This window comes from Streptomyces turgidiscabies Car8 (assembly GCF_000331005.1).
Classification (GTDB): domain Bacteria; phylum Actinomycetota; class Actinomycetes; order Streptomycetales; family Streptomycetaceae; genus Streptomyces; species Streptomyces turgidiscabies.
The window spans coordinates 1-23,940 of the sequence record NZ_AEJB01000639.1 but is presented as its reverse complement, the minus strand read 5'-3'; the positions used below and the strand labels follow the sequence as shown (position 1 = coordinate 23,940).

Genomic DNA, 23,940 nt, shown 5'->3' with positions numbered 1-23,940 from the left:
TTACCTCCACTCGCTTCCGAACTCGGCTTCGAGTTCGGCGATCTCTGCTTGGGACAGCGACACCAGCGGCAGGTCGGACGGGGTCCGTCCGCCCTCCGCGGTGGCGTGGGTCAGGGCGGTCAGTGCGTCGCACCACAGCCCGGCCAGGGCGTGTACGTCGTCCGCCGACCAGATGCCGGGAGCCCAGGACCAGGTGACCCGCAGCCCTTCGGCGGTGGCCACGGCGGTGATCTCCAGGCCGTGGGTGACGGGCAGGGCGGGGTCGTGGGCGGCGCCGAGGGCGAGCGCGCCGGGAAGCGTTTCGGGAGCCGGCGACCAGTCGGCCGGCAGCGCGCTGGCGGGTGTGCGACCCAGGTAGTTGAAGCCGATCTGCGGGACCGGGAGCGCTGCGAGACGCGGACCGGTCGCCGGGTTGAGGTGGCGCAGCAGACCGTGCCCGATGCCGTGATCGGGTACGGCGCGCAGCTGTTCCTTGACGCTCCTGATGACCTCGGCGGAGTCGTCCAGGGCGAGTCCGGTGAGGTCGAGCCGCACCGGCACGACGCTGGTGAACCAACCCACGGTCCGCGACAGGTCGATCCCCTCGGCCAGTTCCTCACGCCCGTGCCGCTCGACGTCCAGCAGCAAAGCCGGTCGATACCTCCACCGTGCGAAGGCGACGGTGAGGGCGGCGAGCAGGACGTCGTCAGGGCCGGCGTGGAAGGCGGCGGGCACCGTGGTGAGCAGCTCGGCGGACTGTTCGGCCGGGAGGGCCCGGGTGTGGTGGCACATCACGCCGACGACGTCCCGCGCCGGGTCGGGGTGGCGGGCGCCCAGCAGCGGATCGGGATGACACAACAGGCCCTGCCAGAGGTCCAGTTCGCCGGTGCGGTCGTTGGCCTCCCGCGCCAGCAGTCGGGCCCAGTGCCTGAACGGAGTCCCGGGCGGCGGTAGTTCCTCCTCGCGCCAGGCGGCTGCCAGATTGGCACGGAGGATGCCCCAGGACACCCCGTCCACGGCCAGATGATGAACCGTCAGCAACAGTCGGCCGGGCCGGCCGGGTCCCGCGTCGAACCAGACGGCACGAACCAAATCGCCTGTTGCCGGGCTCAGTTGTGACGGCTGAACCTCGATCGCCGCGTCGAAATCGCCGTCCGGTACGGCGACCCGCCGCAGCAGCCCGGCCGCGTCCACGCTCCCGGCGGGCGGGATGTACGCGGCCCAGTCGCCGTCGGTCGTGACACGCATCCGGAGCGCGTCATGGCGGTCGAGGACTGCCTGAAGTACGCCCGTCAGACGCTTCTCGTCGGCGTCGGCGGGCGTGACGAGCAGCGCCGACTGACTGAACGAGCCGATGGGACCGCCGCGTTCACGAAGCCGGTGCATCGCCGGGGTCAGCGGCAGTTCGCCGACCGCCGGCTCCAGGGCGGGCCCCCGTGCCGGGGCCGGGCGTGCCGCGGCCACCGCGGCGAGTCCGGCGATCGTCCGCTGCTCGAAGACATCGCGCGGGGTGAGCCGCAGCCCGGCTGTCAGAGCGCGGCTGACGAGGTGGATGGAGGCGATGCTGTCGCCGCCGAGGTCGAAGAAACCGTCGTCCACGCCCACGTCCTGCGGATCCCGGCCGAGGATCTCGGCGAACAGCCCGCGCAGGATCTCCTCCTGCGGCGTGCGCGGTGCGAGCGTCCCAGGGGCGACCGTGACATCGGGCGGCGCGGGGAGCGCGGACCGGTCCAGCTTGCCGTTGGGTGTCATCGGCAGGGCGTCGAGCATCACGAACGCCTCGGGGACCATGTGACTGGGCAGCCGCGCTGCCGCATACGCCCGCACGTCGATTCGGGCTTCGTTGTCCGGCCCGACGAGGTAGGCGACCAGACGCCGTACGCCGGCCCGGTCCTCGCCGACGACCACCGCGGCCTGGTCGACGTCGCCGTGCGCGGTGAGCACACCCTCGACCTCGCCGGGCTCGATCCGCAGACCCCGTATCTTCAGCTGACCGTCAGCCCGCCCCCGCAACTCCAGGACACCGTCGGCCCGGCGCACGGCCAGGTCGCCGGTGCGGTACATCCGGGCACCCGGCGGCCCGTACAGGTCGGCGACGAACCGTTCGGCGGTCAGACCGGGCCGGTTCCAGTAGCCCCGGGCCACCTGGTCGCCGGCCACGTACAGCTCACCCTCGACCCCGGCGGGAACCGGGTTCAGCCACGGGTCCAGGACATAGGCACGGGTGTTCCACATGGGGCGCCCGATGGGCACCGGGCCGGACGGCAGGTCGTCGCCGGGTTCGATGCGGTGGTCGGTGCAGCCGACGGTGAGCTCGGTCGGGCCGTAGTGGTTGATCAGCCGTACGTCGGGATGGTCCCGGCGCCAGGATCGCAGGGCCTCCCCGACCAGGGCCTCGCCGCCGAGCATGAACTCCTGGGTGGGCGAGATGTCGTACGGCAGGGCTGGCAGTAGCGCGAGGTGGCTCGGCGTGGCCTTGAGGAACGTGTAGCCACCGGGCGACGGGACCGCGCCCGCCTCGTGAACGGCGGCGATGTGCACCCGTCCGCCCGCGGCGAGTGCCCCGTGCAGGCTCGTCACCGTGGCGTCGAACGACATCGTGGCGTGCAGCAGCGAGGTGCCGCGCAGACTCGGGTACGCCGACACACAACGAGCCACGTAGGTGGTGAGGTTGCGGTGTTCGACGACCACCCCCTTGGGACGCCCGGTGGTACCGGAGGTGTAGATGAGGTAGGCGGCGTCGGCGGGGCGGGCGTCGCTCAAGACGGTGCCTGGGGCGTCCGCGTCGGGACTCACGACCGGACAGTCGACGTCGACCGGCTCCCTGGCGATGACGCACACCGGGCCGGAGTCGGACAGCAGGTAGGCGGTCCGGTCGGCAGGGTGTTCCGGGTCGAGCGGCAGATAGGCCGCGCCCGCCTTGAGGACGGCCAGCACCGCCACCGCGAGGTCGACTGACCGGGGCAGTGAGAACGCGACGACACGGCCGGGGCCCGCACCGGCCGATGTCAGCGCTCGTGCCAACCGGTCGGCACGCACGTCGAGTTGGTGGTAGGTCAGGCTGGTGAGCGCGTCCGTCACGGCCACCGCGTCCGGCGTCTCGGTCGCCCGCGCCTCGAACATCTGGTGGAAGGCGGTCTCCGGAACCTCCCGGGCGGTGTCGTTGCACTCGACGAGCAGGCGCCGCCGTTCGTCCGGGCCGAGGATGTCGAGCGCGCCCACGGGCCGGTCGGGATCCTCCAGGGCGGCCCGGAGCAGCCGTTCCAGTCGGTCGGCCAGTTCCTCGGCGGTAGCCCGGTCGTAGAGGTCGGCGCTGTACTGGAGGATGCCCTCGATGCCGTCCGGGGAGCCGTCTGCGGCATGCCGTTCGCCGAGGTTGAACGTGAGGTCGATCTTGGTCGCGCCGGTCTCCACGGGGAGGCTCCGGGCAGTGAGGCCGGGCAGGTCGAGGTGCGGTTCGGCGCCGGGCCGGAAGGCGAGCATGACCTGGAACAGCGGGTGCCGGGCAGGTGAGCGGGGCGGGTTGAGGGCCTCGACGAGCTGCTCGAACGGCAGCTCCTGGTGGGCGTAGGCACCGAGGTCCGTGTCCCTGACCCGGTCCAGCAGCTCCCGGAAGGTGGGGTCGCCGGAGGTGTCGGTGCGCAGGACAAGGGTGTTGAGGAAACAGCCGACCAGATCGTCCAACGTCTCGTCGGCGCGCCCCGCGACCGGAGTGCCCAGGGGGATGTCGGTGCCCGCCCCGAGCCGGGTCAACAGGGCGGCCAGACCGGCCTGGACGACCATGAACGGCGTCGTGCCGGTCTCCCCGGCGAGCACGCGCAACCGCCGGTGGAGGCTCGCGTCCAGCCGTACGGGGATGTCACCACCCCGGTGAGTGGCACGGGCCGGGCGAGGACGGTCGGCAGGAAGAGGGAGTTCGTCGGGGAGCCCGGCCAACGCCTGAGTCCAGTAAGCGAGGTGAGGATTCGTCAGATAGCCTGCGCCGCCGCTGAGTTGCCGGCCCTGCCAGACGGCGAAATCCGCATACTGCAGAGGCAGTTGAGCCCTGTCGGGAACCCGGTGCTCCCGGCGGGCCCGGTACGCGGCGGCCAGATCGCGGGTGAGGGGATCCAGGGACCAGCCGTCCGCGGCGATGTGGTGCAGCACCAGCAGCAGGACGTGGTCCTCCGGGCCGAGGACGAGCAGATGGGCGCGGAGCGGGATCTCCTCGGCGAGCCGGAACGCACCCATCGCCAACTCGGCCAGCCGGGTCGGCAGTTCGGCCTCCGTGGCGCGGTCGACGTGCAGTCGGGGCCGGGCGGCCACGGGGTCCAGCAGGCGCTGTCGCGGGGTGCCGTCGGAGTCCGGGTAGACGGTGCGCAGGATCTCGTGCCGGGTGACCAGATCGGCCAGTGCCAGGCGCAGGGCGTCCTGGTCGAGGGCGGCGCCCGTCAGTCGTACGGCGAGCGGGATGTGGTAGGCCGCGCCCGACTCCTCCAGCCGGTCCAGGAACCACAGGCGCCGCTGGGCGGAGGACAGCGGAGCCTCGTCGGGGACCGTTCCCGGTACAGGCCGGGAGACGGGCCGTACGACGGCTCCCGTGGCGCCGAGTGGACCGGCGAGGGCCGTCGGAGTGGGCGCCCCGAACAGGTCGCCCAGAGTCAGGTCGGCGCCCAGTGTGTCGCGGATCCGGCCGATCAGGCGCAGGGCGAGCAGCGAGTGGCCGCCGAGCGCGAAGAAGCTGTCGTCCGCACCGACCTCGGGCAGACCCAGGACGTCCGCGAAAAGGTCGCAGAGGGCCTTCTCCTGAGGCGTCCGTGGAGTCTGTGGAGTCTGTGGGGTTCGCGGGGTCCCAGTGCCGTGGCTCCCATTCGTCGCAGGGGGAACAGGCAGGGCGGCTCGGTCCACCTTGCCGTTGGCGGTGAGGGGCAGCCGGTCCAGCGGCACGACCGAGGAGGGGACCAGATGATCGGGCAGTTGTTCGGCGAGGTGGGCGCGCAGGGACTCCGGGTCGGGTACCGGCCCGTCGGCGCAGACCGCGTAGGCGATCAGCCGTCGGTCGCCGGGGCGGTCCTCCCTGACGAGCACGACGGCCTGGGCGACCTGGGGATGGGTGGCGAGGACCGTCTCGATCTCGCCGGGTTCGACGCGGAAGCCGCGCAGCTTGACCTGGCCGTCTGCGCGCCCGTGGAACTCCAGCTCGCCGTTCCCGTCCAGACGGACGCGGTCCCCTGTGCGGTACATACGGCCACCCGGCGGGCCGTACGGATCGGCGGTGAAGCGCTCGGCGGTGGCGTCGGGTCGGCCCAGGTAGCCGCGCGCCACACCGGGCCCGGCCACGTACAACTCGCCGACCACGCCTCGCGGAACGGGCCGCAGGGCGCCGTCGAGCACCTGGGCGCGCATCCCGTCGAGCGGACGGCCGATGGGCAGCGCGTCGGGCACGTCGGCGCCGTCCGGGCAGGGACGGCAGGTGGCGAACGTGGTCGTCTCGGTCGGGCCGTAGCCGTTGGTGACCGTCAGACCGGGACAGGCCGCGAGGACTCGGCGGACGGCGGAGCCGGGGACGGCCTCGCCGCCGGCCCACACCTGGCGCAGGCCGCCGAAGCAGCCCGGGTCCTGCTCGGCGGCGAGCCGGAAGAGCCCGGCGGTCAGCCACAGCGCCGTCAGTCCGTGCCGGGCCGTCAGCCGGGCCACCCCGGCGGCGTCCATGTCCACGTCCGCCCCGGCCACCACCGCGGTACCCCCGCCCAGCAAGGGCACCCACATCTCGTAGGTGGAGGCGTCGAACGCGGTCGGCGAATGGACGGGAACCCGTGCGTGCGCGCCGCCGTCGAACGCCGAGTCGGCGGCCAGTGCGGCGATGTCCCGGTGGGTGACGGCGACGCCCTTGGGCCTGCCGGTGGACCCCGAGGTGTAGCTGACGTAGGCCAACTGGTCCGGGTGCAGCGGCACTTCGGGGTCGGTGTCCGGCTCGGTGACGAGCGACGGGTCAGTGCAGTTGACGGTCCGGAGGCCGTCGTACGAAGTCTCGGCGCTGTCCGTCAGCAGGACCGACGCGCCGGTCTCCGCGAGGATCTGCCGGGTGCGGGCGGCCGGTGCGCGGGGATCGAGCCCGACGTAGGCGCCGCCCGCCTTGAGGACGGCCAGCAACGCCACGATCAGCTCGTCCGAGCGGCGCATCAGGACCGCGACCCGGTCCTCGGGCCGGACACCGAGCCCGAGCAGACGGTGGGCGAGCCGGTTGGCGCGGGCGTCGAGATCGCGGCTGGTGATCTCCTGCTCGCCGTGGACGACGGCGATACCGTCGGGGTCGGCGGCCACACGGGCCGCGAAGAGCCCGGGAACAGTGCTGCCGTTTACAGCGGAAGCGGAGGCGGGAGCGAGAGCGGGAACCGGGCCGTCGAGCCGCGACTCCTCGCCGGGGAGCGTCACCTGGACCCGTCCCACCACCGTGTCGGGCACGGAGGCCGCCCCCGCGAAATGCTCCAGGAAATGCAGGAAACGCCTGTGGTGGGCGCTGAGTTCGGAGTCCGTGTAGTGCTCGGGGCTCGCGTCGAGGTCGACCCGGATCCCCTGGCCGTCGGCGCGGTCGTAGACGTTGACTGCGAGATCCTCGACCGGGCCGGTGGACAGGTTGTGGCGGGTGGTCGGGTGTCCGGCGAAGCGCAACTCCTGGCCGAACGCCATGACGTTGACTACTGGACCGAAGTAACGGGGCCCGTCCTGCGGCCAGTTCACGTCGCGGCGCAGTTCCTCACCCCGGTGACGTTGGTGGCCGAGCAGGTCGTGGGTGGCCCGGGCCGCCTGCCGTACGAGGTCTGCGGCGGGGGTGTCCGGGCGTACGGACAGCCGCAGGGGGAGCACATTGGACGCCATGCCCGGGGTCGTGAGTTCCGTCTCGCTCTCGCGGGCGGTGACCGCGAGGCCGAGGACGATGTCATGGGCGCCGGTGAGCCGGTGCAGATAGGCGGCGGTCGCCGCGAGAACGACGCGGGACCAGCGGGTCCCAGCTGCGTCGGCGGCCGAGCGGACCAAGTCCCCGGCGGGCGAGGGGAGATGGCCGGTGCGACGCAGGAAGCGGTCGCCGACCCGGGGCGGACGGGCGGACAGGCTCACCGGCTCGGGCCGGTCGGCGAGGACACCCGCCCAGTGGGCGCGATCGCGTTCGTACCGTTCCCCGGCGCGGTAGGCCGCGTCGGCGGCCATCAGCGGGCCGAGGGGAGTGGGCGGCGGAGTGTGCGGGGTGCCTGCGGCGAGCGCGGTGTACGCGTCGGCCACCCGCCGGGCGATCAGGGAACAGCTGAAGCCGTCAACAGCGATGTGATGGTACGCCTGATACCAGATCCAGTGGTCGTCCGCGAGACCCAGCAGCGCGTACCGGAACAGTGGGCCCCGGCGGAGGTCGAAGGGCGTGCCGAAGTCGTCCGCCATCCAGTCCCGCGCAGCCTCGGCCCCCGCCGCGTCGACGACGGGCATCGTCCACCCGGGACCGGCGTCCACCAGCAGCCGTACGCCGTCGTCGTCCGCCGCGAACCGGGACCGCAGTGTCTCGGTCGCCTCCACCACCAGCCGGACGGCCGCCCGGAACAGCTCAGGATCGACGCGCCCGTGGATCTCGGTGTACTCGCCCACGTTGTAGGCGGCACCGGCACCGGCGCCGTCGAGCCGCTGGCCGAACCACATCGAGCGCTGGGCGGCGGACGGCTCCAGGCCATGGCTGACGGTCATCGGCGGGCTCCGGTGGGGGTGTGGGGGAGTGTCGGCGTGCTGTCGTCGGGTCGGGGGCGGCGGGTCGCCACGCCCCTCAAGGAGGCGGGCGTCAACTGGCCGCTCCCGCAGGCGTGGAGGCGTACGACAGCCGCCGGCCGACCTGCTCGGCGACCATGCGCGGGCCGTCACCACCGGTGGGCCAGGGGACGCGCAGCCAGGGCTCGGCGGGGATCAGCCGGAGGTCGCGGGCCTGCCGGGCCCTGCCGCCGCCCGTGATGTTGAGGAGGACCACCTCGTCGCGGTCGACGCGCCCGGCGCTCACTGCGTCGGCGAGGGCGGCCAGCGCGACTCCCGCACCCGGCTCGATGTCGATGCCCTCGGTCTCCGCGAAGAGGTCCATCGCCGCGATGGCGGCAACGTTGTCGACACGCAGGACGTCGCCACCGCTCTCGGTGAGCACGTCGCGTACTCCGCCGTGGACGGCGAACGGCGGGCGCCTGTTGGTCAGTTCACGGGCCAGCGGCTCGTGTTCCCGGTCGGCCGGAGCCGCGCCGCCGGACCGCCAGGCCTCGAACAGCGGGGTGAACGGCGCGTTCTGACACATCAGCAGCCGCGGCAGCCGCTCGCAACCGGCCCGGATCCGGCGCGCCGCCTCATGGGCGCCGATGGCTCCCGTACCGCTGCCGACCGCCTGTACGTACGTCTGCGGGAGGCGCCCGATCGCCTCGGCCGCCGCCAGCATCACGGTGCCCAGACCGTCGCGGCGCCCTACGTTGCGGCAGCCGCCCTCCGCCTGATGGCCGGGGAGCCGGGCCAGCAGGTCGGCGGCCGCGATGGTGTCGCTGTAGGTGGCGCCTCCGTCGAGGACGACGATGCGAACGCAGGGGTCGAGCGGCCCGGGAAACCGCATGCCGGCCATGGCGGGCGCGGGCACCACGAGTAGACAGGGCACCTGATGGCGGGTCGCGGCCCACGCGAAAGCGGCGGCGGTGTTGCCCGCCGAGGGGATCACCAGCACAGGTGGGTCGACGGGCAGCCGACCGAGAACCGTGTACGCCTCAAGGTCCTTGAACGTACAGGTCGGCAGCTGAGCGCCGCGCTCCGGCCAGTACCCGTTGAAGGCGATCCACAGCTGTTCGAGGCCGATGCGCCGGCCGAGCCGGTCCGCGTGGTGGACGACCGGGCCGGGCACGTCGGGAAAGGTCCGCGCCACCGGCAGCAGAGGCGCGTGACGGAACAACCCGGTGCCGGTGCGTCCGGTGGAGCCCTCGTACCCGCTGTGCGCGGTGTACTCGGTGCGCAGGAACGCCGGATCGTGGGGTCGGGGACAGTCGAGAATCAGGCCGTCGTCCTCGTAGCGGCAACCGCAGGAGGTACAGACGAGTGTGTAGTGACGATTTCCCGGGCGTACTTGGGGGCGTACGGGGGACATTCCATTGCCTTCCGCAGGGCCGTGCTTCGCGGATCAATTGCAACCGGAGCTTCGCAAAGGACGGGCGACCCGGGAATTACCGTTACCCCAACGGTAGGTTGCCGTTCCGTTCATCCAAGTCGCCGGGCACACCCCTGCGGAGTGTTCAGTTCCGCTTCATCTTCCCTTCTCGAAAGGCGAGCTGAGGCTGTGTTAGCCCTGGTAGGGCAGCCGGGCGCAGAGGCGTCCTGATGGAGAGGACGGCGGGGAATTGGGCAACAAACCGACGCATGGAACGGTGGTGGAACGGGCAGGTTCTCCGTCCGCTCCTTCGCTTTCGCCTTCGCAATGGCTCCCATCTCAAGTTCCGGTTCGCTTTTTCCCATGGAAAGGGAAAGCGCTGGAAGGCGATCCGGTCGATCCGGTCGATCCGGTCGATCCGGTCGATCCGGTCGATCCGGTCGATCCGGTCGAACCGTCGGACTCGACCAGCGAATGCCGTGCGTACGACCTGCCCGATTCCGGGCTGCTGCTGGCGGCGTACCGGAAAATGGTGGTGGGGCGCCGCTTCGACGAGCAGGCGACCGCCCTCGCCCGTCAGGGCCGCCTCGCGGTCCACCCCTCCAGCCTCGGCCAGGAGGCGTGCCAGGTGGGCGCCGCGCTCGCTCTGCGCCCGACCGACTGGCTGTTCCCCACGTACCGCGACTGCGTGGCGCTGGTCAGCCGGGGCATCGACCCCGTCGAGACGCTGACCCTCCTGCGCGGCGACGGCCACTGCGGCTACGACCCCGTACGACACCGAACCGCGCCCCAGTGCACCCCGCTCGCCACCCACGCGGCACACGCCACCGGGCTGGCCCACGGCGAACGCCTCAAGGGCACGGACACGGTCGCCCTCGCGCTCGTCGGCGACGGCGCCACCAGCGAGGGGGACTTCCACGAGGCGCTGGGCATCGCGGGCGTCCTACGGGCACCTGTGGTCTTCCTGGTGCAGAACAACCGATACGCCATCTCCGTCCCGCTCTCCGCTCAGAGTGCCGCACCTGGCCTGGCGTACAAGGGAGTCGGCTACGGCGTCCGCTCCGAGCAGGTCGACGGCAACGACGTGGCGGCCGTACTCGCCGTACTGGGCAAGGCGGTTGAGGAAGCGCGCTCGGGCGGCGGCCCCTGGCTGGTCGAGGCGCACACCTACCGGATGGCCCCGCACACCAGCGCCGACGACCCCTCCCGCTACCGTCCGGCCGAGGAGGCGGAGCACTGGCGCGGACGTGATCCGATCGACCGGCTGGAGAACTGGCTGCGCGAGCACGGCCTGCTCACCGAGGACGACATCCGTGCGGTCGCGGCGGAGGCCGAGGCGTACGCGGCCGACGTACGCATCCGGCTGGCCGAGGACCCCGCACTCGACCCCCTCTCCTTGTTCGACCACGTGTTCAGCACCCCCACCCCCCAGCTGACCGAGCAACGTGCCGCCCTGCGGGCCGAGTTGGAGGGTAACTGAGATGGCAGCCACCGCGATGGCACAGGCCCTCAACACCGCCCTGCGGGACGCGCTCGACGCGGACGAACGCGTCGTCGTCTTCGGCGAGGACGTCGGCCGGCTCGGCGGCGTCTTCCGGGTCACCGACGGCCTCACGGACACCTTCGGCGACCGCCGCTGCTTCGACACCCCGGTAGCGGAGGCGGGCATCGCCGGCCTCGCCGTCGGAATGGCGATGGCCGGCTTCCGGCCGGTGGTGGAGATGCAGTTCGACGCCTTCGCCTACCCGGCGTTCGAACAGATCGCCTCCCACATGGCCAAGTTCCGCAACCGCACCCGCGGAGCCCTCGCCCTGCCCCTGGTCGTCCGCATCCCGTACGGCGGCGGAATCGGCGGGGTCGAGCACCACAGCGACTCCAGCGAGGCGTACTACACCCACACGGCGGGTCTGAAGGTCGTCACGCCCGCCACAGTCGCCGACGCCTACTCCCTCCTGCGGGAGGCGATCGAGGACCCGGACCCGGTGGTCTTCCTCGAACCCAAGCGCCACTACTGGACCAAGGAGGACATCGAACTCCCCGTGCGCGCCGAGCCGTTCGGCACGGCGGCCGTGCGCCGACCCGGCACCGACGCCACCCTCGTCGCCTACGGCCCCTCGGTCGCCGTGGCCCTGGCGGCGGCGTCACAGGCCGCAGCCGAGGGGCTCGACGTGGAGGTGCTCGACCTGCGCACCCTCGTCCCGCTCGACGACCACGCCCTCACCGCGTCCGTACGGCGCACCGGCCGCTGCCTGGTGGTGCACGAGGCGCAGGGGTTCGCCGGCGTCGGCGCCGAGATCGCCGCCCGGGTGCAGGAGCGCTGCTTCGACGCGCTGCGCGCGCCGGTGCTGCGCGTCACGGGCCTCGACATCCCGTATCCGCCGCCGCTGCTCGAAAGCGCCCATCTCCCGGGCGTCGGGCGGGTGTTGGCCAGCCTGCGCCGGCTGCTCCCGGACGGCGGCCGGGGCGTGCGACGGCCGGTGCCGCAGGCGCCCGTCGAGCCGGCGGCCGACAGCCGGACCTTCCTGCTGCCGGACCTGGGGGAGGGGCTGGTGGAAGCGGAGGTGCTGGAGTGGACGGTCGCCGTGGGCGACAGCGTCACGCACGACCAGACCGTCGTCGAGGTCGAGACGGCCAAGTCCGTCATCAGCCTCCCGAGTCCCTTCGCCGGGACCGTGACCGCCCTGCACTGCCCGGCCGGCGAGATGGTCAAGGTCGGAGCACCACTGCTGTCGGTGGCGGAGGCCGCGCCCGAGAACGACTCGGGCGCGGTCCTCACCGGATACGGCACGGGCGGGGCACGGCGGGCCATGAGCAATGGTGCGCCGACCCTCGTGGAGCAGGGGAGTCGAGGGAGTCAGTGGAGTGATGCGGCCACGGCCGCCCGGGAACCCGGGCTCCGGATCCCGTTGGACGCCGCCGCCGAGAAGTTCGTTCGTGGTCACCGTGGCACGCCGGCCGTCACGATCTGGGCGGACGCCGACGCCACCGCCCTGCTCGCCGCCCGTGACGCGCTCGGCACGGGGCTGCTGCCGCTGCTCGCAGGCGCCTGTCTCGCCGGGCTCGCCGCCTTTCCGCAGCTCAACTCCCGTGTGGACGACATCCGTTCGGAGATCGTCCGGTTGCCCCAGGTGCACCTCGGCTTCGCCGCGCAGACCGACGACGGGCTGGTCGTCCCCGTCGTGAGGGACGCCGACCGGTTGCCGCCGGCCGACCTCGCCGCCGAACTGCGCCGCCTCACCGGCCTCGCCCGACGCGGTGAACTCCCCGCCGCACACCGGACCGGCGGCACGTTCACCCTCAACAACTACGGCGTGCTCGGCGTCGACGGCGCCACCCCGATCCTCAACCACCCCCAGACAGCCATGCTCGGCGTCGGACGGCTCGTCGAACGCCCCTGGGCGGTGGACGGCCGGGTCGAGGTGCGAGAGGTCGTCAACCTGTCGCTGACCTTCGACCACCGCGTCTGCGACGGCGGCACCGCGGCCGGTTTCCTCCGCCACGTCATCGACGGCATCACCGCACTCTGAGCCAGCTCGTTCCGAACTGGCTCACTCCGAACCGGCTTACTACTCCAGGCGCGGGTCGACATGGAACTTCGGCCCGGGACCCGCGCCCCCAGGCCGCTCACCCGAGAGGACGGCTCCGACCTGGTCCAGGCCCACCGTCGCCGCAACGAGAGGCCTCGGATCGACCGAACCCTCGGCGTACGCCCGGATGGTGGCGTCGAGACCGGGGGACGCCGAAAGGACGCCGACCGCGGTGACATCCCCCAGGACGAGCGCGCGGGTGTCGACGCGGCTCGGTTCGCCGGCCAGACCGATGCAGACGACATGGCCCGCCGGTTCGACCAACTGCAAGGCGAGGCCCGGAAGATGGACGGCGTTGGAGGCGTCCACGACAGCGTCGTACGGCAGATCCGGGACGGTGTCCTCCCGCCAGGTGTGCTCGAAGCCCAGCTCGCGGGCGAAGGCGAGCGAGCTGTCGGTGGCGCCCATGAGATGGACCTCCGCACCGGCGGCACGGGCGAACATCGCGACCAGGAGGCCGATCGTCCCCGGTCCCAGAACCAACGCCCGGTCACCGGGGCGCAGTTCGGCCGCCCGGGCGGCGCGCAGGGCGTTACCCCCGGGCTCCACCAGCGCGCCCAGCACCGCGTCCACGGAGTCCGGCAGGACGTGCAACGAGGAGACCGGCACCGCGAGTTGCTCTGCCAGAGCACCGGCCCGCTCCCCGCGGATACCGACCTCCTGCCGCTTCTCGCACACGTGCTGACTGCCCCTTCGGCAGCGGCGGCAGGCACCGCAGCCGAGCATGGTGTCGCCCATGACCCGGCGGCCGATCCACCCGGGATCGACTCCGTCGCCGACCGACGCCACCCGCCCCGCCCACTCGTGGCCGAGACGCATCGGATACGCGGAGTGGCCCTGATGGAGATAGGCCATCGCGCCGGTGAAGAACTCCATGTCGGTACCGCACACGCCGACCCGCTCGACGTCGACGACGACCTCGCCGGGGGCCGGCGCCGGAGCGGGGACCTCCTGGACCCCGTACTTCCCCGGAGCGGTCAGGACGAACGCGCGCATGAGGCGGTCGGCGGTCACCGTGGGCCGAGCACGTGCTGCCGCTGGCTGCCGAGGCGGCTGATGCCGAGCTCCATCACATCACCCGGCCGGAGATACACGGGCGGCTTCAGGCCCATGCCGACACCGGGCGGGGTACCGGTGTTGATCAGGTCGCCCGGCTCCAGGACGAGGAACTGGCTGAGGTAGTGCACGATGAAGTACGGGTCGAAGATCATGGTCTTGGTGTTGCCGGTCTGTCGGCGGACACCGTTGACGTCGAGCCACATGTCGAGCGCGAGGACGTCGTCGATCTCGTCGGCGGTGGCCAGCCAGGGGCCCGCCGGGTTGAACGTCTCGGCGGACTTGCCCTTCGCCCACTGCCCGCCGCGCTCCAACTGGAAGGCGCGCTCGCTGACGTCGTTGACGACGACGTACCCGGCGATGGCGTCGCGCGCCTCCTCGACCGAGTCCAGGTAGCTGGTGCGGCGGCCGATCACGATCCCGAGCTCCACCTCCCAGTCGGTCTTGGTGGACCCGCGAGGGATACGGACGTCGTCGTCCGGACCGACGAGGGTGTTGGGCGACTTGGTGAACAGGATCGGCTCGTCCGGCACGGCCATGCCGCTCTCGGCCGCGTGGTCACGGTAGTTGAGCCCGATGCACAGGAGCTGGTGCGGGCGGGCGATCGGGGCGCCGATCCGCTCCCCGGCGAAACGGGACACCCGGCCGTCGGCCGTCCGCTCGGCCACGACGGGGCGGACACGGTCGAGGCCGCCCGACCCGAAGAACGCCTCGTCGAAGTCCGAGACGAGGTCGGAGAGGTCGACGTACGTCTCGTCGTCGATGCGGGCGACAGGCTTTTCGGCGCCCGCGGCACCGATACGCATGAGATACACGGGGTCAGTCTCCAGTTCGACCGGCGGAGCGGCGGGGGTTGAGGGTCGGCATGCTGTTCGTCAGCGGCGCGGCTCTGCCAAGGGGCCGAGCAGGGCCCGGATCTCGTCGACCGCGTCGACCAGGGTGTGCAGCGGCGTCCGGTAGGTGAGCGCACTGACGCTCACGGCGCCGGAGGGAGCCGTCGGCGAGGTCGCGTACACGGGCAGGGAGAGGCAGTTGACGCCCGGCTCGTTCTCCTGGTCGTCCACGGCGTACCCCCGGTCGCGGGTGACCCGCAGGTCGTCGTAGAGGCCGGCGGCCGTGCACAGGGTCCGGGGGGTGCGGTGCTCCAGGGGCGAGTCGCTGATCCACGCCTCGACCGCCGCCACGGTGTCCAACCGGTGGGCGAGCAGCGTCTTTCCGACGCCGGTGGCGTGGGCCGGATTCCGGCCGCCCACCGTCGACGTCAGCCGTACGGCACCGGTGGGCGGGTCGACCTTCGCGCGGTAGACGACCTCACGGCCGTCGAGGACCGCGTAGTGCGCCGTCTCGCCGAACCGGTCAGCCAGCGCTTCCAGTACGGGACGTACCCGGACATGCTCGGGGCGGTCCTCGTGGTGGGTGAAGGCCATCCGTAGGAACTCGTCGCCCAGAACGTAGCGACCGCGGGCCCCCTGGTCGGCCAGTCCGGCCCGGCGCAGGGCCACCAGCGCCCGGTGCACGGTCGGCTTTGGGCTGCCGATCACCCGGGTCAGCTCCTCCAGGCCCACGCCGTCGGGATACCGCGCCAGCTCCTTGAGGACGGCAAGTACCCGGTCGGAACCCACGAGACGCGAACCGTCCTCGTCGCCCCGGGCGACTTCACCACCCACAGGGGCTGACGTGCCCTCGGCCTTCTGTCTATGCTCCATGAGGTTCCGAAGATTAGACCAAGATGCCAATTATTGGAAAGAGTCGACGGTGAAGCTTCGCAGCGCACAGTGGTACGAGGGGCAGGGGCGCAACGCCTACATCCACCGGGCCTGGATGCGCAGGGGCGCACCGGACGACGCCTTCACCGGCCGGCCGCAGATCGCCATCGCCAACACCGCCTCGGACCTGACCCCCTGCAACGCGCATCTGAACGAGGTGGCGGCATCGGTCCGCAACGGGGTGTACGAGGCCGGTGGCATCCCCCTGGACCTGCCGGTGGTGTCCCTGGGGGAGACCCAGGTACGGCCCACGGCCATGCTCTGGCGGAACATGGCGGCGATGGCCACGGAGGAGATGCTGCGGGCCAACCCCATCGACGGAGTCGTCCTGCTGGGCGGCTGCGACAAGACGATCCCGTCGCTGCTGATGGCCGCCGCCTCGGTGGACCTCCCCGCGGTCGTGGTCCCCGGCGGTCCGATGCTCACCGGGACCTTCCGGGGGACGCCGCTGGGCTGCGGCACCGACGTGTGGCGGCTGTCGGAGGAGGTCCGGGCGGGCACGCTGTCGGAGGAGCAGTTCACCCGTTCCGAGTCGGCGATGATTCGCAGCCGCGGGCACTGCAACACCATGGGCACCGCCTCGACGATGGCCCTGGTGGCCGAGGCGCTGGGCACGATCGTGCCGGGGGTGGCCGGTATCCCGGCGCCCGACAGCCGCCTGCTGGAAGCCGCCCACGGCACCGGCAGGCTGGCGGTGGACATGGTCGCCGCCGACCGCCGCCCTGCCACCTTCCTGACCAGGGCGTCCTTCCACAACGCGATCGTCGCCCTCGCCGCCATCGGCGGGTCGACCAACGCCGTCGTCCACCTGCTGGCGATCGCCGGACGCCTGGACATCCCCCTGTCGCTCGACGACTTCGACCGGATCGGCTCGCGCGTCCCGGTCCTCGTGGACCTCCAGCCGGCCGGCCGCTTCCTCATGGAGGACTTCCACCGCGCCGGAGGCCTGTCCGCCGTCCTGCGCGAGGTACGCGACCTGCTCGACCCGGACGCCCTCACCGTCACCGGCGAGCCGCTGGTGAGCCATCTCGACGACGCGCCCATCTGGGACACGGAGGTCATCCGCACCCGCGCGAAGCCTCTGGTCGCGGAGGGCGGAATCGCGGTCCTGCGCGGCAACCTCGCTCCCGACGGAGCGCTCGTCAAACCGGCGGCGGCCTCCCCGCACCTGCTGCGCCACCGGGGCCGCGCGGTCGTCTTCGACTCGATCGAGGACTTCCACGCCCGTATCGACGACCCGGACCTCGACGTGGACGCCGACTCCGTGCTCGTCCTGCGCGGCTGCGGCCCCAGGGGCTACCCGGGCATGCCCGAGGTGTCCAACATGCCGCTGCCCAAGAAGCTGCTGGAACAGGGCGTCCGTGACATGGTCCGGGTCTGCGACGGCCGGATGAGCGGCACCGCCTACGGCACCGTCGTCCTGCACGTGGCCCCGGAAGCGGCGGCCGGCGGCCCCCTCGCCCTCGTCCGCACCGGTGACGTCATCGTCCTGGACGTCGAGGCCCGGCGCCTCGACGTCGACGTACCCGCCGACGAACTCGCCCGCAGGACCCCCAACGAGGCGACGGTCACGGGCTTCGCCAACCCCCGGCGCGGCTGGGAACGCCTGTACGTCGACCACGTCCAGCAGGCCGACACGGGCGCGGACCTGGACTTCCTCATCGGCTCCAGCGGCTCCGAAGTGAGCCGCGAATCGCACTGACGTACCCCTCGGGAAAGGCCGGGCGCCCGTCGGATCGGCCCTGGTCACCGGGGGTGCGGGCGGACCGGCGCCGCCACAGCCGAACGGCTTGGGGCGGTCGGGGCGAAGGTGACGACGCTCGACGTCGCCCATGACAGCGCCCGCTTCCGCGCAGGCGTCACGGACGATGACGCGCCGCGGGAACGCGGCTGGGGCCGGGTCGACACCGTCGCACCCGCGGTCATCGCGACACCCGTGAACGAGAACACCGCCCACGAGGTACAGAGCGCCTCACCGGACTCATCCCGAGGCGCCGGACCGGCCGCCCGGAGGAGGTGGCCGAACTGGTCGCCTTTCCCGGCCTCCGACCGGGTCAGCTTCTCCACCGGCGCGGTGTACGACATCAGCGGCGGGCGCGCCGCCTGCTGACGGTCTTGACAACCTTGTGCGAGCGGGGAAAAGTCGTCACACTGGTACCGAACGAATGGTCGGTTGGGGAGCGGTATCGATGACGACGACACACTCCGCCGCCTCGGACACGGGCGGCACCGAGCAGCCCGGCGAGCGGCTGCTGGGTGAGCACTTCGAGGCGACGATCGCGCGCGACCGCCGGATCGAGCCGCGCGACTGGATGCCCGAGGGCTACCGGAAGACGCTGGTCCGGCAGATCGCCCAGCACGCGCACTCGGAGATCATCGGCATGCAGCCGGAGGGCGAGTGGATCACGCGTGCGCCCTCGCTGCGCCGCAAGGCGATCCTCTTCGCGAAGGTCCAGGACGAGGCGGGGCACGGGCTGTACCTGTACTCGGCCGCCGAGACGCTCGGCGCCGATCGCGCGGACCTCACCGAGCGGCTCATCGAGGGCCGCCAGAAGTACTCGTCGATCTTCAACTACCCGACGCCGAGCTTCGCCGACGTCGGCGTGATCGGCTGGTTCGTGGACGGCGCGGCGATCTGCAACCAGGTCCCCCTCTGCCGGAGCTCGTACGGGCCGTACGCGCGCGCGATGGTGCGGATCTGCAAGGAGGAGTCCTTCCACCAGCGGCAGGGATACGAGCTGCTGATGACGATGATGCGCGGTACGGAGGGACAGCGCGCCATGGTCCAGGACGCCGTCGACCGCTGGTGGTGGCCCTCCCTGATGATGTTCGGCCCGCCCGACGACGCGTCGCCCAACTCCGCGCAGTCGATGGCCTGGAAGATCAAGCGGCACACCAACGACGAACTGCGCCGGCGCTTCGTCGACATGACCGTCCCGCAGGCCGACAAGCTCGGCGTCACCCTGCCCGACCCGGAACTGCGCTGGAACGAGGAGCGCGGACACCACGACTTCGGCACCCCCGACTGGGACGAGCTGACGCGCGTCATCAAGGGCGGCGGCCCCTGCAACACCGAACGGGTGGCGCGCCGCCGGACCGCACACGAGGACGGCGCCTGGGTGCGCGAGGCGGCCACCGCGTACGCGGCCAAGCAGCGTGCGCGGGCAGCGAAGGAGACAGTGGCATGAGCGACGACCTGGCCAGGAGCGAGGGCTCGTCCTCGAACGAGTGGCCGCTGTACGAGGTGTTCGTACGCGGCAAGCGCGGCCTGAACCACGTCCACGTGGGCTCGTTGCACGCGGCCGACGACCGGATGGCGCTCACCCACGCGCGCGACCTGTACACGCGGCGCAACGAAGGCGTGAGCATCTGGGTGGTGCGCTCCGAACACATCGCCGCCTCCTCACGCGACGAGAAGGACCCGTTCTTCGCACCGAGCGCCGACAAGGTCTACCGCCACCCGACCTTCTACGACATCCCCGACGACGTCCCCCACATCTAGCCGGGAGAGGAGCAGCGGACATGAGCGACAACGACAGCGACACCGGCCACCACGTCGACCACGGCCCTGACGACGAGCACGTCTATCTCTCCCTCGCCGAGGGACACGACGACGGCAGCGACGCCCGCTGGGCCTTCGGCACCGGGTTCGAGGACCCCCTGTACGGCGTCGACACCACCGTGCCCACCGGCGTCGACGCCGGCGAACTGGCCGCGACCTGCGTCGAACTCGCCGACGACGCCCTTGTCTCGGCCCAACGGCTGGCCGAGTGGTGCACCCGCGCACCCGAACTGGAGGAGGAGGTCGCGCTCGCCAACATCGGCCTCGACCTGCTCGGCCAGGCCCGGCTGCTGTACGCGCGCGCCGGCCAGGTCGACAGCACCGGACGCGACGAGGACGCGTACGCCTACCTCCGGGACGCGGACGACTTCCGCAACGTGCGTCTGGCCGAACTGCCCATCGGGGACTTCGCGTTCTCGATCGTGCGATTGCTGGTGCTGTCCAGCTGGCGGCTCGCGCACTTCGAACGGCTCGCCGCCCACCGCGATCCGGTGCTCAAGGCGATCGCCGCGAAGGGCGTCAAGGAACTGACGTACCACCGCCAGTACGCGGCCGAGTGGGCCGTCCGGCTCGGCGACGGCACCGACGAGTCCCACCGGCGGACGCGCACCGCCCTGGACGAAGTCGGCCCGCATCTGAGCGAGTTGTTCACGGCGTACGACGTCCGAGGCGAAGTCGTCGAGGTGCTGCGGCAGGTCACCGAGGCCGCCGGGCTGCCCATGCCGCACATTCCACCGACGACGCACGGCGCAGGACGCGACGGACAGCACACCGAGCATCTCGCACCGCTGCTCGCCGAGTTGCAGAGCGTGGCCCGCGCCCACCCGGAGGCGACATGGTGACCGGGACCGCGATCGGGATCGAGGACCTCCGGCGCGCCCGCGGCATCGCCGAGCGCGTGCCGGACCCCGAGCTGCCCATGCTGACCCTGGCCGACCTCGGCGTCCTGCGAGACGTGGAGCTGACCGGGGACGGGACGGTGGTCGCGAGCCTGACCCCGACCTACTCGGGCTGCCCGGCGATGGCCGAGATGCGCGCCGCCGTCTCCAGCCGGCTGCGGGCGGCGGGGTACGCCCGCGTGCGGATCCGTACTGTCCTCGATCCGCCGTGGACCAGCGACTGGATCACCCCGGCCGGCCGCCGCAAGCTCACCGAGCACGGCATCGCCCCGCCCGGAGCGGCCCCGCGCGGGCCGGTCGCCCTTTCGCTGCTGCCCACCCGACGCACGGTGCCCTGCCCCCGCTGCGGCTCGGCGGACACCGAGGAGACCTCCCGCTTCGCCGCCACCTCCTGCAAGGCCCTGTGGCGCTGCCACGCCTGCCGCGAGCCGTTCGAGTACGTCAAGGAGATCTGATGGCCGCGCCCACCGCCCCGACCGCGGTTCCGGTACGCCGACGCCCGGTCTTCCACGCCCTGAAGGTCGCCGACGTGCGGCGACTGTGCGCGGACGCCGTCGCCGTCGCCTTCGAGGTGCCGGAAGACCTGGCCGCCGAGTACGCCTTCACACCGGGGCAGTCGCTCACCCTGAGCCGGGACTTCGAGGGGCGCGAGGAACGCCGGTCGTACTCGATCTGCGCCCCGGCCGGCGAACAACCCCGCATCGGCGTACGGGTGGTGCCCGGCGGCCTGTTCTCGTCCTGGCTGGTCGACGGCGTGCGCCCCGGTGACGTGCTCGACGTGATGACACCGACCGGCGCCTTCACCCCCGACCTCACCGAGTCCGGCAGCCACGTCCTGATCGCCGCGGGCTCCGGCATCACCCCGATGATGTCGATCGCCGAGTCGGTCCTGGCCGCTGACGACCGCTCACAGGTCACCCTCCTGTACGGCAACCGGCGTACGGACACCGTGATGTTCGCCGACGAGCTGGCGGACCTGAAGGACCTGTACCGTACGCGCTTCCAGCTGGGGCACGTACTGTCGCGTGAGCCGCGCGAGGCCGAACTGCTGTCGGGGCGGCTGGACGCCGAACGGCTCGCCGCACTCCTCGCGGGCCTCGTCGACGTCCCGGGCACGGACCACTGGTGGCTGTGCGGACCGCACGGCATGGTCCGCGACGCCCAGCAGCTCCTGGCGAAGCTGGGCGTGCCCGCCAACCGGGTCCACCAGGAACTCTTCTACGCCGACGACCAGCCGGTCCTCCAGGTCCAGCACACGGACGCGGTCGCGCAGGGCCCGGTGAGCCGGGTCACGGTCACCCTCGACGGCCGTTCCACCACCACCGCGCTGTCCCGGGAGGCGACCGTCCTCGACGGCGCCGCACGCACCCGCCCTGACCTGCCGTTCGCCTGCAAGGGCGGCGTCTGCGGCACCTGCCGGGCGCTGGTCACCTCGGGAGAAGCGGACATGCGCCGCAACTACGCCCTCGAACCCGCCGAGGTCGACGCGGGCTACGTCCTGACCTGCCAGTCGTTCCCGGTCTCGGAGACGCTCACGGTCGACTACGACAGCTGAACCAAAGGGGTTTGACGGGTGCCGCGACGGCAACTCGGTCGGCGTGACCCCTACAACAACGCAGCAGGAACTCTTCCGGTTCTTGGAGGACCGCTTCGTCTGTGCCCAGGCGTGCACCGAGTGCGCGCGCTCATGTGCGCTGCGCGCCAGTCTCGCGGACCCGGACGGGCCTCCCGAGGAGGCCCTCGCGCGCCGCAAGGGCATCTTGTGCGCGGAGGTGTGCGACGCGACGTGCCGTCTGCTCTCCGAACAAGCGGACCAGGACGAGGCCGCACTCCGCGTCCAACTGGAGTGGTGCAGCACGGTCTGCCTGGAGACCGCCCAGGTCTTCGACGACCACCCCGGCGGCGAGGACACGGCGAAGGCATGCCGGGAGTGCGCACAGGCGTGCACGGACTTCGCCTGGACGCTGGACACACCGCGCCCGGGGGACCACGGCGGGTGAGCCGCCCCGCGCCGTGAACCCTTCGGTTAACGACCCGAATGCCCGCCCCCTACATGTCGTGCGGCGCCCCGAGCTGTCGGCCGAGGCGCACATTCCAGCGCCCCGCCCGGCCGCTCAACTCCGTTGCCGTCAAGGGCGGAACGTCGATCCGCCAGAACGCCGACTCCGGCGCCCCCAGCGCTCGTACCGTCGCCGCCCGTACCACCTCAGGCTCGACGACCGCCACGGCCCGGCCAGTGATCTGCGCCGCGGTCTCATCCAACCAGCGGGCGACCCGGTCGCAGAGCGCGCGGACCGACTCACCGCCGTGCGGGGCCGATTGCGGGTCGGTCAGCCACTGGGCCAGCGCTTCCGGTTCCTTCTCCGTCACCTCGGTCAGGGTCGCGCCGCGCCAGCGGCCCGCGTCCAGACCTGCCGGCCCTGGGATCGAACCGGCGTCGAGGCCCAGCGCCCGGGCCGTCTCACGGCAGCGCGCGGTGGGGGAGACCCATACCGCCGACAGAGCCGACACCGCCGGCAGGATCCCGGCCGCCGCCCGGGCGAGCCGCAAGCCCGACTCGTCCAGGGGACAGTCGTCGTCGAAACGGGCCTCCCGCAGGGCCGCGCTGATCGCCGGTGAGATCAACATCACTCGGCTCGTCATCCGGTCGCTCCCGCGCTCATTCAGCCCCAATCTCGTTGTCATGTACGGAACTTGAGGCACCGTACGGCGCACCCGCGCGCCGTACGCCGTTCCACGCGCCCTTGGCCGAACTCCCGCTTCGCGGTACCTTCTCGTCGATATTGACGACGGTTCGACGGAAGCCGGTGGGAATCCGGCACGGTCGCGCCACTGTAAGCCCCGTACGCACCAGCCTGGTGTGGCCCGGGGGCAAGTCAGACCCGTGACTGTCGTCCTCCGCACCACCGATACGGGACGCGAGTTCCCCCAGGAGGTCTGTCATGGCACAGTCCGCGATTCAGCCGACCGCCGCCCCCACCGCCGTACCCGAGAAGCTGCCGATCGGCGCGATCGCCCCCTGGGCGGTCTTCTTCGGCGTGCTGATGCTGGTGCTGCTCTACTTCGTCGGCGCCGAACAGGGCGCCACCTCCCTGGTCTCCGGCGAGGGCGTGCACGAATGGGTGCACGACGCCCGCCACCTGCTCGGCTTCCCCTGCCACTGACGAGGACAGGGAACGTACGAGCTCATGAATTCGACAACTGTCAGAAACCTCCTGGTCCGCGGCATGCTCGCGGGCCTGGTCGCGGGTGTGCTGGTCTGGGTCGTCGCGTACTTCTTCGCCGAGCCGCTCGTCGACGACGCGATCGCGTTCGAGGAGATGCACGAGGCAGCCCACCACGGCCACGCCGAACAGGCCCTGGTCTCCCGTGCGTTGCAGTCCACCGTCGGCCTGGGCACGGGTGTCCTCGTGTACGGCGTCGCGTTCGGCGGCATCGCCGCCCTCGCGTACTGCTTCGCACTCGGCCGGATCGGCCGCTTCGGGCCGCGCGCGACCGCGCTGCTCCTCGCGGGGGCCGGCCTGCTCACCGTGTACGTCGTGCCGTTCCTCAAGTACCCGGCCAACCCGCCCGCCGTCGGTGACCCCGACACCCTCAACCAGCGCACCGCGCTGTTCTTTCTGATGGTCGCGCTCAGCGTGCTGCTGGCAGTCGGCGCGGTCATCCTGGGCAAACGTCTCGCGCCACGCCTGGGCAACTGGAACGCGACTCTCGCCGCGAGCGCCTTCTTCGTCCTCGTCGTGGGACTCGCGTACGCGTTCCTGCCGTCGTTCACCAACGAGGTCCCGGAGGGCTTCTCCGCGAGCCTCCTGTGGCGGTACCGGGTGGCCACGCTCGGCATCCAGGTGACGATGTGGACCGCGTTCGGCCTGGTCTTCGGACTCATGGCGGAACGGCTGCTCGCTCCGAAGGCGGCAGCGGCCGTCGGCGCGAGTGGTACCGAGCCGCAGGCGACGCCCGTCGCGCA

The 23,940-nt window shown here is 71.9% G+C and carries 18 protein-coding genes, 1 pseudogene and 1 riboswitch; of the genes and pseudogenes, 13 read left to right on the top strand and 6 right to left on the bottom strand.

Annotation, left to right across the window (positions count from 1 at the left end; genetic code table 11):
• Together STRTUCAR8_RS44465 and STRTUCAR8_RS44460 are read right to left on the bottom strand one after the other, a co-directional pair.
• Complete coding sequence (locus STRTUCAR8_RS44465; RefSeq protein ID WP_006383055.1) at positions 1-7,689, bottom strand: non-ribosomal peptide synthetase; 7,689 nt, start codon at positions 7,687-7,689, stop codon at positions 1-3.
• Between the two features lie 91 nt (positions 7,690-7,780).
• Positions 7,781-9,103, bottom strand: coding sequence for a cysteate synthase (locus STRTUCAR8_RS44460; RefSeq protein WP_006383089.1), 1,323 nt, complete (start codon positions 9,101-9,103; stop codon positions 7,781-7,783).
• Between the two features lie 280 nt (positions 9,104-9,383).
• Between STRTUCAR8_RS44460 and STRTUCAR8_RS44455 the strand changes: the two genes are divergently transcribed.
• From STRTUCAR8_RS44455 to STRTUCAR8_RS55505, 3 genes and pseudogenes are all read left to right on the top strand, one after another.
• Positions 9,384-10,583, top strand: coding sequence for a thiamine pyrophosphate-dependent dehydrogenase E1 component subunit alpha (locus tag STRTUCAR8_RS44455; RefSeq protein ID WP_006383056.1), 1,200 nt, complete (start codon positions 9,384-9,386; stop codon positions 10,581-10,583).
• A gap of 1 nt (position 10,584) precedes the next feature.
• Positions 10,585-11,547, top strand: a pseudogene (locus STRTUCAR8_RS55510) (alpha-ketoacid dehydrogenase subunit beta); the annotation flags it as partial.
• The gene (locus tag STRTUCAR8_RS55505; RefSeq protein WP_338399713.1) at positions 11,524-12,630 is read left to right on the top strand and encodes a dihydrolipoamide acetyltransferase family protein; all 1,107 of its coding nucleotides are present in this window, start codon (positions 11,524-11,526) and stop codon (positions 12,628-12,630) included. The pseudogene STRTUCAR8_RS55510 and the gene STRTUCAR8_RS55505, both read left to right, overlap by 24 nt.
• 39 nt (positions 12,631-12,669) lie before the next feature.
• On the opposite strand, the gene STRTUCAR8_RS44445 is transcribed toward STRTUCAR8_RS55505, so the two are convergent.
• From STRTUCAR8_RS44445 to STRTUCAR8_RS44435, 3 genes are read right to left on the bottom strand one after another with little or no spacing between them, the layout of a single operon-like run.
• Entirely contained in the window at positions 12,670-13,686 is a 1,017-nt protein-coding gene (locus STRTUCAR8_RS44445) for a zinc-dependent alcohol dehydrogenase (protein WP_044473963.1), read from the bottom strand.
• Positions 13,687-13,700: 14 nt separating this feature from the next.
• A complete protein-coding gene (locus STRTUCAR8_RS44440; protein ID WP_006383063.1) occupies positions 13,701-14,561 on the bottom strand; it encodes a fumarylacetoacetate hydrolase family protein in 861 nt (286 codons plus the stop codon).
• A 60-nt stretch (positions 14,562-14,621) separates the two neighbouring features.
• A complete protein-coding gene (locus STRTUCAR8_RS44435) occupies positions 14,622-15,452 on the bottom strand; it encodes an IclR family transcriptional regulator (protein ID WP_044473959.1) in 831 nt (276 codons plus the stop codon).
• Positions 15,453-15,501: 49 nt separating this feature from the next.
• Here STRTUCAR8_RS44435 and STRTUCAR8_RS44430 point away from each other — a divergent pair, with 49 nt between their 5' ends.
• From STRTUCAR8_RS44430 to STRTUCAR8_RS44395, 8 genes are all read left to right on the top strand, one after another.
• Positions 15,502-17,214, top strand: a complete 1,713-nt coding sequence (locus tag STRTUCAR8_RS44430) for an IlvD/Edd family dehydratase (protein WP_006383052.1) — start codon at positions 15,502-15,504, stop codon at positions 17,212-17,214.
• A gap of 108 nt (positions 17,215-17,322) precedes the next feature.
• Positions 17,323-17,622, top strand: coding sequence for a hypothetical protein (locus tag STRTUCAR8_RS44425; protein WP_006383069.1), 300 nt, complete (start codon positions 17,323-17,325; stop codon positions 17,620-17,622).
• A 79-nt stretch (positions 17,623-17,701) separates the two neighbouring features.
• Positions 17,702-18,700 carry a 1,2-phenylacetyl-CoA epoxidase subunit PaaA gene (paaA, locus tag STRTUCAR8_RS44420; RefSeq protein ID WP_006383058.1) on the top strand — a complete coding sequence of 333 codons (999 nt, stop codon included), beginning with the start codon at positions 17,702-17,704 and terminating at the stop codon, positions 18,698-18,700.
• On the top strand, positions 18,697-19,014 hold the full coding sequence (gene paaB, locus STRTUCAR8_RS44415) for a 1,2-phenylacetyl-CoA epoxidase subunit PaaB (protein WP_006383091.1): 318 nt from the start codon (positions 18,697-18,699) through the stop codon (positions 19,012-19,014). Before paaA ends, paaB begins: the two co-directional genes overlap by 4 nt.
• A gap of 20 nt (positions 19,015-19,034) precedes the next feature.
• The gene (paaC, locus tag STRTUCAR8_RS44410) at positions 19,035-19,916 is read left to right on the top strand and encodes a 1,2-phenylacetyl-CoA epoxidase subunit PaaC (protein WP_006383061.1); all 882 of its coding nucleotides are present in this window, start codon (positions 19,035-19,037) and stop codon (positions 19,914-19,916) included.
• On the top strand, positions 19,910-20,428 hold the full coding sequence (gene paaD, locus STRTUCAR8_RS44405) for a 1,2-phenylacetyl-CoA epoxidase subunit PaaD (RefSeq protein ID WP_006383067.1): 519 nt from the start codon (positions 19,910-19,912) through the stop codon (positions 20,426-20,428). Before paaC ends, paaD begins: the two co-directional genes overlap by 7 nt.
• Positions 20,428-21,528: a 1,2-phenylacetyl-CoA epoxidase subunit PaaE gene (paaE, locus tag STRTUCAR8_RS44400; RefSeq protein WP_006383074.1), complete on the top strand. Its 1,101-nt coding sequence runs from the start codon at positions 20,428-20,430 to the stop codon at positions 21,526-21,528. Before paaD ends, paaE begins: the two co-directional genes overlap by 1 nt.
• A 43-nt stretch (positions 21,529-21,571) precedes the next feature.
• Positions 21,572-21,973, top strand: a complete 402-nt coding sequence (locus tag STRTUCAR8_RS44395; protein WP_006383068.1) for a four-helix bundle copper-binding protein — start codon at positions 21,572-21,574, stop codon at positions 21,971-21,973.
• A 49-nt stretch (positions 21,974-22,022) separates the two neighbouring features.
• Here the strand turns inward: STRTUCAR8_RS44395 and STRTUCAR8_RS44390 are convergent, their stop codons facing one another.
• Positions 22,023-22,616 (bottom strand): histidine phosphatase family protein, encoded by a 594-nt coding sequence (locus STRTUCAR8_RS44390; RefSeq protein WP_044473958.1) that lies wholly within the window; start codon positions 22,614-22,616, stop codon positions 22,023-22,025.
• Positions 22,617-22,747: 131 nt separating this feature from the next.
• Positions 22,748-22,879: riboswitch (cobalamin riboswitch) on the top strand.
• A 36-nt stretch (positions 22,880-22,915) separates the two neighbouring features.
• On the opposite strand from STRTUCAR8_RS44390, the gene STRTUCAR8_RS44385 reads away from it, so the two are divergent.
• The gene (locus STRTUCAR8_RS44385; RefSeq protein ID WP_006383093.1) at positions 22,916-23,137 is read left to right on the top strand and encodes a CbtB domain-containing protein; all 222 of its coding nucleotides are present in this window, start codon (positions 22,916-22,918) and stop codon (positions 23,135-23,137) included.
• 24 nt (positions 23,138-23,161) lie between these two features.
• Positions 23,162-23,940: CbtA family protein (locus STRTUCAR8_RS44380; protein WP_006383078.1), on the top strand; the 779-nt coding region annotated here is incomplete at its 3' end.

Excerpts from the sequence above, each read along its gene's own strand:
- STRTUCAR8_RS44465 (WP_006383055.1), bottom strand. The coding sequence starts at position 7,689 with ATGACCGTCAGCCATGGCCTGGAGCCGTCCGCCGCCCAGCGCTCGATG.
- paaD (WP_006383067.1), top strand. The coding sequence starts at position 19,910 with ATGGTGACCGGGACCGCGATCGGGATCGAGGACCTCCGGCGCGCCCGC.
- STRTUCAR8_RS44445 (WP_044473963.1), bottom strand. The coding sequence starts at position 13,686 with ATGCGCGCGTTCGTCCTGACCGCTCCGGGGAAGTACGGGGTCCAGGAG.
- STRTUCAR8_RS44460 (WP_006383089.1), bottom strand. The coding sequence starts at position 9,103 with ATGTCCCCCGTACGCCCCCAAGTACGCCCGGGAAATCGTCACTACACA.
- paaE (WP_006383074.1), top strand. The coding sequence starts at position 20,428 with ATGGCCGCGCCCACCGCCCCGACCGCGGTTCCGGTACGCCGACGCCCG.
- paaB (WP_006383091.1), top strand. The coding sequence starts at position 18,697 with ATGAGCGACGACCTGGCCAGGAGCGAGGGCTCGTCCTCGAACGAGTGG.
- STRTUCAR8_RS44385 (WP_006383093.1), top strand. The coding sequence starts at position 22,916 with ATGGCACAGTCCGCGATTCAGCCGACCGCCGCCCCCACCGCCGTACCC.
- STRTUCAR8_RS44390 (WP_044473958.1), bottom strand. The coding sequence starts at position 22,616 with ATGACGAGCCGAGTGATGTTGATCTCACCGGCGATCAGCGCGGCCCTG.
- paaC (WP_006383061.1), top strand. The coding sequence starts at position 19,035 with ATGAGCGACAACGACAGCGACACCGGCCACCACGTCGACCACGGCCCT.
- paaA (WP_006383058.1), top strand. The coding sequence starts at position 17,702 with ATGACGACGACACACTCCGCCGCCTCGGACACGGGCGGCACCGAGCAG.
- STRTUCAR8_RS44435 (WP_044473959.1), bottom strand. The coding sequence starts at position 15,452 with ATGGAGCATAGACAGAAGGCCGAGGGCACGTCAGCCCCTGTGGGTGGT.